This window comes from Spirillospora sp. NBC_01491 (genome assembly GCF_036227065.1).
GTDB lineage: Bacteria > Actinomycetota > Actinomycetes > Streptosporangiales > Streptosporangiaceae > Spirillospora > Spirillospora xylanilytica.
Genome location: NZ_CP109432.1, coordinates 8,188,575 through 8,198,633 on the forward strand (window position 1 = coordinate 8,188,575; position 10,059 = coordinate 8,198,633).

10 protein-coding genes are annotated in these 10,059 nt (G+C 72.2%); 4 read left to right on the top strand and 6 right to left on the bottom strand.

The features are described from left to right. Positions 1-44 precede the first annotated feature (44 nt). Entirely contained in the window at positions 45-329 is a 285-nt protein-coding gene (locus tag OHA34_RS38075; RefSeq protein WP_285936363.1) for a hypothetical protein, read from the bottom strand. A gap of 236 nt (positions 330-565) precedes the next feature. Between OHA34_RS38075 and OHA34_RS38080 the strand changes: the two genes are divergently transcribed. Beyond that, on the top strand, positions 566-2,089 hold the full coding sequence (locus OHA34_RS38080; protein WP_329520300.1) for a long-chain-fatty-acid--CoA ligase: 1,524 nt from the start codon (positions 566-568) through the stop codon (positions 2,087-2,089). Positions 2,090-2,123: 34 nt separating this feature from the next. Here the strand turns inward: OHA34_RS38080 and OHA34_RS38085 are convergent, their stop codons facing one another. Further along, a complete protein-coding gene (locus tag OHA34_RS38085) occupies positions 2,124-3,224 on the bottom strand; it encodes a winged helix DNA-binding domain-containing protein (protein WP_329520301.1) in 1,101 nt (366 codons plus the stop codon). Positions 3,225-3,303: 79 nt separating this feature from the next. On the opposite strand from OHA34_RS38085, the gene OHA34_RS38090 reads away from it, so the two are divergent. Beyond that, positions 3,304-3,744 carry a VOC family protein gene (locus tag OHA34_RS38090; RefSeq protein ID WP_285936360.1) on the top strand — a complete coding sequence of 147 codons (441 nt, stop codon included), beginning with the start codon at positions 3,304-3,306 and terminating at the stop codon, positions 3,742-3,744. Between the two features lie 44 nt (positions 3,745-3,788). Here OHA34_RS38090 and OHA34_RS38095 read toward each other — a convergent pair whose 3' ends face one another. Beyond that, complete coding sequence (locus tag OHA34_RS38095; protein WP_285936359.1) at positions 3,789-4,922, bottom strand: serine hydrolase domain-containing protein; 1,134 nt, start codon at positions 4,920-4,922, stop codon at positions 3,789-3,791. A gap of 543 nt (positions 4,923-5,465) precedes the next feature. On the opposite strand from OHA34_RS38095, the gene OHA34_RS38100 reads away from it, so the two are divergent. Then, on the top strand, positions 5,466-5,942 hold the full coding sequence (locus OHA34_RS38100) for a hypothetical protein (protein ID WP_329520302.1): 477 nt from the start codon (positions 5,466-5,468) through the stop codon (positions 5,940-5,942). A gap of 60 nt (positions 5,943-6,002) precedes the next feature. Here OHA34_RS38100 and OHA34_RS38105 read toward each other — a convergent pair whose 3' ends face one another. Continuing rightward, positions 6,003-6,743: a TIGR03943 family putative permease subunit gene (locus OHA34_RS38105; protein ID WP_285936357.1), complete on the bottom strand. Its 741-nt coding sequence runs from the start codon at positions 6,741-6,743 to the stop codon at positions 6,003-6,005. Further along, a complete protein-coding gene (locus tag OHA34_RS38110; protein WP_443029608.1) occupies positions 6,740-7,768 on the bottom strand; it encodes a permease in 1,029 nt (342 codons plus the stop codon). The genes OHA34_RS38105 and OHA34_RS38110 overlap by 4 nt, the downstream gene beginning before the upstream one ends. A gap of 486 nt (positions 7,769-8,254) precedes the next feature. Here OHA34_RS38110 and OHA34_RS38115 point away from each other — a divergent pair, with 486 nt between their 5' ends. Continuing rightward, positions 8,255-8,875, top strand: a complete 621-nt coding sequence (locus tag OHA34_RS38115) for a hypothetical protein (protein ID WP_285936355.1) — start codon at positions 8,255-8,257, stop codon at positions 8,873-8,875. 95 nt (positions 8,876-8,970) lie between these two features. Here OHA34_RS38115 and OHA34_RS38120 read toward each other — a convergent pair whose 3' ends face one another. Next, positions 8,971-9,960 carry an ABC transporter substrate-binding protein gene (locus OHA34_RS38120; protein ID WP_329520304.1) on the bottom strand — a complete coding sequence of 330 codons (990 nt, stop codon included), beginning with the start codon at positions 9,958-9,960 and terminating at the stop codon, positions 8,971-8,973. Between the last annotated feature and the right edge of the window lie 99 nt (positions 9,961-10,059).

Genomic DNA, 10,059 nt, shown 5'->3' on the forward strand with positions numbered 1-10,059 from the left:
TGCCGCCCCCTCGTTGAGAAGATGATCAACTTGTTCCGGACGGATCAGCCGCCCTCGCCCGGCGCGGTGTGCGAGCCGTCGCGCATCTCCTCCACCACGACGCTCTGGTAGGCGCGGGAGGTGTCGGGCGCGTAGGTCAGGCGGGCCAGCGACTTGCCGCCGCGGTCCCTGATCTCGAAGTGGTAGCTGTCGTGGGCCTCGCCGACGTGCGCCACCGCCTGGTCGTGCCGCAGTCGGCACATGGTGTCGACCTTCTCCAGCGCGACCTTCAGACTCCCCGCGTCGCTGATGAGCCGGGCGGGCTCACTCGTCTCCCAGATCTCGAACATGTGGTCGCGTCCTGTCAAGGGTTAGGCGGGTTTGACGGCTTTTTGGGTAACGGGGACAGCTTGGGCTGATTTGGTGGATCTTTCAATCAGTACAGGTCTCGGATTGATCACTATTCGGAGCCGTGCACGCTCGCAGAGTCATGCCGGTTCGGCGGGACGATCCGGTCCTTCCGCGAGCCGGGACGGGGCGGATAGGGTCGCCGGGCAGAACCGAAACAGCGTTCTGAGGAGTGGAAATGGACTACCGGGTCGTATCGATCGTCCGTGACCACGCGCGCGGACGGGGTGGTTCTCCCGCCCTCACCGGGGACGGCCGGACGGTGAGCTACGCCGAGCTGGACGAGCGCTCGAGCCGCGCCGCCCAGGCGCTGCTCGCCGCCGGGCTCGGGCCGGGCTCCCGGGTCGCCCACGTCGGCAAGAACGCGCCCGAGTTCTTCGACCTGCTGTTCGGCGCCGCCAAGATCGGCGCGGTGACCGCCGCGGTCAACTGGCGGCTGACCCCGGCCGAGATCGCCGCGATCGTCGCCGACGCGGGGGCCGCGGTCACCGTGCTGGACGCCGAGTTCGCCGCGCTCGCCGCGGACCTGCCCGGACGGGTGGTCGTCACCGGTGCCGGCCACGAGGCGTGGCTGGCCGCCCACCCCGCCGACGACCCGGGCTTCGTCGGCGAACCCGACGACATCGTGGTGCAGCTCTACACCTCCGGGACGACCGGCGTGCCCAAGGGCGTCCAGCTCAGCAACACCAACTTCGCGGTCGGCGAGCGGATGGCCCGCCGCTGGCGGCTCGACGGCTCGGCGGTCAGCCTGGTGCCGATGCCGCTGTTCCACATCGGCGGCTCCGGCTGGGCCCTGGCCGGCCTGTACGCGGGCTGCCGCCAGGTGCTGGTGCGCGATATCGACCCCGCCGCCCTGGTCGACACCTTCGAACGCGAGCGGGTCACCAACGCGTTCATTGTCCCGGCGGTGCTCCAGTTCATGTGCCAGGTGCCGGGCTCGGCCGGCCGCGACTACTCGGCGCTGCGCGGCATCCTCTACGGCGCCTCGCCGATCACCTCCGAGGTGCTGCGGGTCGCGCTGGAGACGTTCAAGGCGCCGCTCTTCCAGGTCTACGGGATGACCGAGACGACGGGCGCGATCGTCCAGCTCGAACCGGAGGACCACGACCCCGGCGGGCCGCGCGGCCACCTGATGCGCTCGGCCGGACGCCCCTACGCCTGGGTGGAGCTCAAGATCGCCGATCCGGCGGGCGAGGGGGAGCGGGCTCCGGGCGAGGTCGGCGAGCTGCTGGTCCGCTCGAGCCAGAACACCACCGGCTACTGGAACCGGCCCGACGAGACCGCTCGGCTCCTCGGCGCCGGCGGCTGGCTGCGCACCGGCGACGCCGGCTACCTCGACGCCGAGGGCTACCTGTTCCTCACCGACCGGATCAAGGACATGATCGTCACCGGTGCGGAGAACGTGTACCCGATCGAGGTCGAGGAGGTCCTCGCGGCGCACCCCGGCATCGCTGACGTGGCCGTCATCGGGGTGCCGGACGAGCGCTGGGGCGAGGCGGTCAAGGCCGTGGTGGTGCCCCGCCCCGGAGTGGACCTGACCGAGGAGGAGGTGCTCGCCTACGCCCGGGAGCGGCTCGCCGGGTTCAAGCGGCCGAGGTCGGTCGACTTCGCGGCCGAACTGCCCCGCAATCCCAGCGGCAAGATCCTCAAGAAGAACCTCCGCGCCCCGTACTGGGACGGCCTGGGCCGCTCCATCGGCTGATCCGCCCCGTCCGGGCCGGACGGCGCGGCCCATGTCAGCCGTCCTCCGCCACCGTCACGACATGGTCCTTCGCGTCGGGCTCGGCGAAGCGCAGCAGCGCCCGGCCCTCGGCGGTCAGGTCGTCCAGCGCCTCCTGAGGCAGGGGCTCGAAGGGGCGCAGCCGAAGCGTGGCGGTCTTGCGCCTGCTCTCCATCTCCCAGGTGCCGCAGGCGAACCCGTCCCACAGGAAGGTCGCGCGGACCCGGAGGTTCTTGGTGGTCAGGGCGGGCCGGTGCGCGTCGGAGATGACGCGCGTCCGGTCGGCGTGCGCCAGGACGAGGCTGTCGAACTCGGGCAGGAAGCGGGCGGGCGCGGGGGCGTCCTCGTCCGGACGCGGCGCGTCGGGCAGGTCGAACAGCTCACGCCCCCGCTCGTCGGCGAAGACCCGCAGCCCGGGGCGCAGCCCGTCGAGCACCTCGGCGAGGCCGGGCAGCCCCGACCACGCCTGCGCGTCGGCGGCCGAGGCGGGACCGAACGCCGCGAGGTAGCGCAGCACCAGGGCCTCGGGGGCGGCCTTCTCATCCGGCGCCGTGCCGACCCACGACTCGGCCAGGGCGAACTCCGACGTGCGCGGGAATCCCCACCGGTCTTGCGTGGGGACCATCACCAGCGGCAGGCACATACGCACCGCGTGGCCGAGCGCGCGGTCGTCGACCTCGGGGAACCTCTCCCGCAAGAGCGCGCGGACCTCGTTGAACGTGCGCTGCCGCTCCAGCAGCAGCTCACGCGCCACTGGGAGCACCGCGTCGAGATCGAGCCCCTCCGCCCGCTTGCCCAGCACCCGCAGCGCCGTGTCGAGCATCGGTTGCAGCGGCGCCCGCAGCGCGGTGTAGTCGGCCGCCGACACCAGGTGCAGGGTGCCGCGCATCATCGTGGCACGCACGAGGGACCGATCGTGCAGCGCCGCGTGCAGGTCGGCCGCCTGGAACCCCGCAACACGCGTCCACAGCCCGAGGTACGGCGGCCGGGGCTCCTGCGCCTGCAAACCGCCCAGCCGTTCGACCGCCTCGCTGACCGGCACGTCCTCACGGGCCAGCAGCATCTGGCGCGCTAGCGTGGCCCGGTTGAGCGCGCGCAGGCCGAAGGTGTTCGCCATCGTGACCGCCTTCGTGGATGCCCCGGCCGCGAACCGGGGAAGACCTGATGACGCGACGCTATCGAGGGGGGACGACAGGATGCGCCCGCAGGTCAACCTGATCACGCTCGGCATGCCGGACCTGGCCGCCGCGCGCCGCTTCTACGTCGAGGGCCTGGGCTGGGAGCCGGCCGTCGAGGTCGAGGGTGAGATCGTCTTCATCCCGCTCGCGCCCGGCCTGCTGCTGGGCCTGTTCGGCGCGGACGACCTGGAGGCCGACATCGGCCCTGGCGGGACGCCGGGCGCGGGCCCGGCCGGCATGTCGCTGGCCTACAACGTCAACTCCGACGACGAGGTCCTCCAGGCGGTGGAGACCGCGCGGGCCGCGGGGGCGGTGATCCTCAAGGAGCCGCGGGCCACCGACTTCGGCGGCTTCCACGCCTATTTCGCCGACCCCGCGGGCTTCCGCTGGGAGGTCTGCCACAATCCCGGCTTCACCATCGGCGCCGACGGCACCCTGACGATCAACGCCCGTTCCTAGGAACGGCGAGGGCAGGGAGCTGGAGCCCGAGGGGCGGGGGAGCCTCAGAGGGATGCGTAGACGGCGTCCACAAGGGCCCGGTTGCGGGGGTTCTGCCAGCGCGGCCCCATCTCGTTCATCACATACCCGAACGCCACTCCGGCGCCGGGATCGCAGAAGCCGAGCGAGCCGCCGGCGCCGAAGTGGCCGAACGCCCGCGGATCGGGGCCGAGCGGCCGTTCCGGCTGGGTGAGCTGGAAGCCCAGGCCGAAACGCGACGGCCGGTGCAGCACCCGGTCCCGTCCGGACGACTGCTCGGTGGTGGCCGCGGCGAGTGCGTCCGCGCCGACCACCCTTACTCCGCCCAGCGCGCCTCCTGCGGCGAGTGCGCTGTAGACGCGCGCTACACCCCGGGCGGTCGCGTGCGCGTTGGTAGAGGGGATCTCGGCCTCCCTCCAAGCGGCCGTGTTGATGACTCCCATTCCGGACAGGCCACCCGGGTTGAAGTAGGCGTTGTACTCCATGAGCCGTTCCTCGTCCATGCTGGCTGACAGGTCGTCCTCTGGAGGGGCCTCGTGCCAGGCGAACTCGGCGACGCGGCGGTGTTCGGAGGCGGGCAAGCCGATGTGCACGTCGGCGTCCAGTGGACGGGCCACTTCCTCCCGCAGCAGTTCGCCCACGGTTCGTCCGGTGGCGCGGTGGACGACCTCGCCCACCAGGAACCCGAACGTGTTGACGTGATAACCGTGCGCCGTCCCCGGCGGCCACCACGGCTCCTGCTCCGCCAGCGCTGCGGTCATCACGGACCGGTCGAGCATCGCGCCTGGAGGCATCCGCCGCCGCAGCGCGGGCAGCCCTGCCTGGTGGCTGAGCAGGTGCCCTACGGTCACGCCCTCTTTCCCGGCCTTTTCGAACTCCGGCCAGTAGCGGGCGACGGGGGCGTCCGCGTCGAGTCGCCCGTCGTCCATCAGCCGGGCGGTCACGAGGGCGGTGAGCCCCTTGCCGATGGAGAAGACGTTGACGAGCGTGTCCGGCTCCCAGGGACGGCCCTCGGCGGCACGGCCGCCCCACAGGTCGGCGACGACGCGTCCGCCGACGGTCACGCACACTGCGGCGCCCCGTTCGTCCCGGTGGGCGAAGTTGTCGGCGAACGCCTCGCGCACCGGGGCGAAGCGCGGGTCGCAGGTTCCGTCGATCACTGGGCCGTCCCCTCGTTCCGAATACCGTTCTAGAAGAAGACGGTAACGGTCCGCCGGGCTCGGCCGGTGCTGAACGGGACGATCCGGGGCGATCTGGTGCGGCCCGGGGGGTGGACGGCGATACGCCGCGGCCCCGTGGCGAAGATCTCATCTGGCGCGATCGGGGCGTGACCCCGCCCGTCCACGCCCGCAACGGCCGTCCCTGCCGGGATTCAGCGGCCGCGGTGGCGGGCGGGACTGGGGCGGCGGGGCCGGTGGCACCTGAGTAGCGGGGGATGAATGGATCGTCAGGGCGTACGTCCCCACCTGGTCGGCGAGCGCCGCCGACCGGGCCGCCCGGTCGGCGTCCAGCCCTCTGGAGCCCGGGAATCAGGGACTGTGGCGGGCCTCCGCCCGCTGGGGCGGCAGGTGCGCAACGAGCGACACGGGTGGGGGATACGGGTGATTATTCTGCGATATGCACGTGCATCAGCTCTTGCACCTGCACGCTATTCCTAGCAGGATTACCCCGGACCCCCGCACGTGAACTCCCCGGAGATCGCGATGACCGCACACTTGAACGACAGCGACCGACAGGCGCTGCGGCTTGCTCACGAGCTCCGCGAGGAGATGCGGGCGGCCCTGCCGCCGCAGGCAGCAGCACCGTCGGTCTCCCCCTTCGTCGACCCGTCGGGGACGCCCAGCGTCCTGCTGCGGATGGACGCCGACACCGCCCGGGCGCTGATGGCGGTGCTCGGGGAGCGGAGAGCGGAGCACACGACCGCGCCGCCGGTCGAGCCCCGGCGGGCCGACGGCTCGCACGTGCCGCCGCCTCCCGCGTCCCCCGCACCTCCGGTGCGGCAGCAGCAGCCGCCGATGCCGCCCCAGCAGGCGCCCATGGTGCCGGCGGGACCCCGGTTCGCCGAGCCTCCGGCGCCGCCGTACTACGCCGAGCCGCCGTACTACACCGAGCCGCCGGGCACCGGCGCGCCGATGTTCCCCGCGGCCCCGCTGCTGCCGACGTCCTTCCCCACGCGCTGATCAAGGTCGGCGCGCGGGGCGGCCGGTTCCGCTGGGCCCCTCGCACGCGGTGACGTGGCGCTACTCGTAGGGCGTACGGGGCTTCCCGATCCGCTGGACCGAGACGCCTTGCAGTTCGTGGACGCCCGTCGCGGGCCTGCCCGACGCGGGGGGCCGCCACGTTCCGACGACCTGGACCCAGGCGTCGGCCGGAGGACTCGGCAGGCCGCGGACGATCACCGGGAACGGGATCGCGTCGCCCGCGCAGCAGGCCATCTTCAGCCGGGTGATCTCCCAGCCGCCGCGTGCGCGGGGGGTCACGAAGCCGGTGAGGCGGACCGGGACGCCCGCCAGCGTCGAGGCGTCGCCCGTCTGCGCCAGGTACGAGCGTCCGATGAACTCGCCCATGGTCATGGCCACGGGGCCGCCGGTGCGGGGCAGCGGCCGAAATCCGTGGCCCGGCGGGGCCGGGGGAGGCGCGGCCCGGCCGGCGTCGCGGGCGGCGGTGAACGAGCCCAGCGCCGGAGGAGCGATCAGGAAGATCGCCAGGACGGGCAGGCACAGCAGCCAGGCCGTCCCGGGCCCCCGCCCGTGGTCATGCCCGTGATCATGATCATGGCCGGAGGGGTCCGCGGCCTCCTCGTCCCGCCAGTCGCGGCGCAGGCCGGCCGCCCCGAGGACGATGAGCGCCGCCCCCGCCGGAACCAGCAGGTAGCCGAACCCGGGCTTGACGTAGTTGAGGTACTCGCCGCCGGCCAGGGTGATCCAGAGCACCGCCGCGCCGATCGTGATCAGCAGCAGGTTCTGCGCGGCCCGCGTCACAGCAGCACCGCGCCCGCCGTGACGCTGACGCCCACCGCGAGGACGAAGGTCAGCGGGACGAACCTGACGGCGAAGCGGCGGCCGAAGAACCCTGCCTGAAGCGCGATCAGCTTGAGGTCGACCATCGGCCCGACGACCAGGAACGCCAGCCGCGCGGTGGGGGAGAACTGGGTCAGACCGGCCGCGACGAACGCGTCGGCCTCCGAGCAGATCGACATCAGCACCGCCAGGAACGCCAGGGTGAGCACTCCGGCCCAGGGGACGCCCGCGACGCCGGCCACCCAGGCGGCGGGCAGCGCGACGCTGATCGTGGCCGCGGCCAGCGCGCCGACCACCAGGAAGCCGCCGGCGTGCATGATGTCGTGCCGCATCGCCTGGCGGAACGCCTCCGCGCGCCCGCCGCCCGCGGGGTCCGGCCGGGCGGGGACCCTGATCCACTCGTTCTTGCCGAGCAGCGCCCAGGTCCAGCCCGCCAGCACCGCGACCAGCAGGGACGCGCCGAACCTGGCGGCCACCATCTCCGGCGCCCCCGGGAACGCCACGGCCGTGGCCACCAGCACCACCGGGTTCACCGCCGGGGCGGCCAGCAGGAAGGTCAAGGCCGCCGCGGGGGCCACCCCGCGGGCCATCAGGCCGCCCGCGACCGGCACCGAGGCGCACTCGCAGCCGGGCAGCACCGCCCCCAGGGCCCCGGCGACGGGCACGGCGGCCCCGGGGCGGGCGGGCAGTGCGCGGCGCCAGAAGGACGGCGGGACGAACACGGTGATGGCGGCCGACAGCGCCACCCCGAAGACCAGGAACGGCAGGGCCTGCACGCAGATCGCCACGAAGACGGTGGTCCAGGCGTCCAGGGCGCGGGGACCGAGCGCGGGCGCGGCCCAGAGGCGGCCGAGGACGAGCACGGCGGCCAGTGCGCCGAACGTCCGGACGGCCCTGGCTCCGGGGGCGGGGGTGCGGCGGGGCGCCCAGCCGAGGGGTGGGAGCAGGTCCTCGTCGGCCGTCCGGGGACCGGCGGGATCGATCATGCGGATCATCGTGCCACAAAGGGATGTGGCGTGCTGAGCCGATCGAAAGGCCAAGTCCGGCACTAAAAGATCTACCTGCCGAAAGGTAAAGAAAGCCGTATTTTGGCCAAGTCATGGCATCGGCGTATATAGTCGACACCAGGTTGAGGTCAGTGATTGACCTGGCCATCACATAGCCGTCGTGCCCCGCCCTCCAGGCGGGCCCCCCGCCGAACAGCGGCCGTCCATGCAACGGTCGCCCCGGGTCGGGCCTCTGAGCCACCGGTCGGCATTCTCCCGCTCCATCAGTTCGCGTCACGCGCGTGGTCGCAAAAGCCGGCCCCGCCTCGCCAGGCGCGAACGTGGATCGCCCATGTGCGTCCATTACCGCGGGTCCTATCGCGACGGTCATATCCCGAGCTCGAGCCTCGGTGCCGTTTCGCCAGCCCGTACGGATCCCTCGTCCGGTGCGAAACGGCAGTCCTGTCCGCCGAACAAAGGATTCTCATGCACCAGCGCGCGATCAATGTTGCCCTGACCGCGGTGACCGGCACTTGTCTGGCCGGCATGATGGCGGCCGGCGTGGCCGCTGCCAGCAACGACTCCGCCCCCGAGCAGATGAAGCTGCCCGCGCAGCAGCAGCTCGCCGCCGAGCAGTCGGCGCCGAAGAAGGCCCCCCAGAAGGGCCAGACCGCGCAGAAGAAGGCCACTGACAAGAAGAAGACCGCCAAGAGCAGCAAGGCGATCATCAGTGGCAAGACCAAGGCGTCCTACTTCTGGGACGACGGTTCCGGCGTCAACGGCGACACCGGTGCTCCGGCCGGCGGCAAGCCGATGCAGAAGGGCCTGTTCGCCAGCCCGAGCTGGCCGATGCACACCAAGGTCAAGGTGACCGCCAACGGCCGCAGCGTCACCGGCTTCATCGGTGACCGCGGGCCTGGAACGCCTTCCCACAATGGCGTGATGCTGGACCTGGACACCTACACCTTCCGTTACCTTCTGGACGGCAAGAAGCCGGACAGCAAGTACAACGCGGGCACGGGTGAGGGCCACATCAACGGCGTCAAGTACGAGGTCCTCAAGTGGGGCTCCGGCCCGGGTACGAAGGGTGCTCCCAAGCCCCTGTGACCCAGAGGCCGCCCACTTCGGGAAGCGCCGCACAGGAACGGGGACGCCCCGGCGATCGAGATGATCGCCGGGGCGTCCCCGTTTCGCCGTGCGCCCTACCGCCGCGGCGCGAGGGCCTTCTCGACGTCGCCGAGGACGCTGCCCGCGGCGGCCGGGCCGCCCCGGGAGGTCCAGATCGCGCCGTCCACGTTGACCACGTGGCCGGCCCGGACGACGCCCAGGTCGGTGAAGGCGGGGATCTTCCTGGCCTCGGCGAGCGCGGCGTCCGAGTCGGGGTTGAGCGTGCCGAGGAACATCCAGTCGCCGTCCAGCGTCGTGAGGTTCTCCAGGCTGAGCGCGTCGCTCGGGGAGAAGCCGGCGGGGGTGAGCTGCCCGGCCGGCCGGTTCAGGCCGAGGTCGCGGATCACCAGACTGGAGAAGTGGTCCTTGAGCATGTAGCTCGGGCCGGTGGCGTTCCAGCGGACGATGCTGACCGCGGCGCCCGCGGCGGCCCCGAGCCCCTCCTTGACCTTCTTGACCCGGGCGTCGTAGCCGGCCAGGACCGTCCCGCCCTGCGCCGGTTTGCCCAGCACCTCGGCGGTGCGAGTGAAGGTCGCCTTCCAGTCCTCGGTCATCTTCGTGGTCAGCACGGTGGCCGGGGTGATCTTCCTGAGCTGCTCGATCACCTTCTGGTCGGCGATGAACCCGGCCAGGATCAGGTCCGGCCGGGCCTGCGCCACCTTCTCCAGCACCGGCGTGCCGAGGTCGCCGACGATCTTGTAATCGCCGGTCAGCCTGGTCTTGAGGTAGCCCGGGACGTCCTTGGCGAAGCGACCGTTGGTGACGCCGACCGGCTGCACGCCGAGCGCCAGCGCCGAGTCGAGGTCGGTCTCGTTCAGTGCGACGACCCGCTTGGGCGCGGCGGGCACCTCGACCTTCGCGCCGGTGGCGTCGACGACCGTGCGGGTCTCGCCGCCGCTCGCGCCGCCGTCCCCGTCCCCGTCCCCGCAAGCGGTGAGGCCCAGGGCGAGGGCGAGCAGCCCGGCCGCGAGGACGGCGATCCGGCGGCGGGCGCGGGCGCTGGGCGGGGGGATGGTGGACGACATCGGAGCTCCTGTCGGACGACACGTGGCGAGGGGGATTTTAGGTTAGCCTCACCTAACTTGTCACTCCGATGTGTCCTGGATCGCTCTCGCTCGGGTTCG

Coding starts and splice junctions, on each gene's coding strand:
- OHA34_RS38080 (WP_329520300.1), top strand. CDS start 566: ATGGACTACCGGGTCGTATCGATCGTCCGTGACCACGCGCGCGGACGG.
- OHA34_RS38085 (WP_329520301.1), bottom strand. CDS start 3,224: ATGGCGAACACCTTCGGCCTGCGCGCGCTCAACCGGGCCACGCTAGCG.
- OHA34_RS38110 (WP_443029608.1), bottom strand. CDS start 7,768: ATGATCGATCCCGCCGGTCCCCGGACGGCCGACGAGGACCTGCTCCCA.
- OHA34_RS38115 (WP_285936355.1), top strand. CDS start 8,255: ATGCACCAGCGCGCGATCAATGTTGCCCTGACCGCGGTGACCGGCACT.
- OHA34_RS38090 (WP_285936360.1), top strand. CDS start 3,304: ATGCGCCCGCAGGTCAACCTGATCACGCTCGGCATGCCGGACCTGGCC.
- OHA34_RS38100 (WP_329520302.1), top strand. CDS start 5,466: ATGACCGCACACTTGAACGACAGCGACCGACAGGCGCTGCGGCTTGCT.
- OHA34_RS38120 (WP_329520304.1), bottom strand. CDS start 9,960: ATGTCGTCCACCATCCCCCCGCCCAGCGCCCGCGCCCGCCGCCGGATC.
- OHA34_RS38075 (WP_285936363.1), bottom strand. CDS start 329: ATGTTCGAGATCTGGGAGACGAGTGAGCCCGCCCGGCTCATCAGCGAC.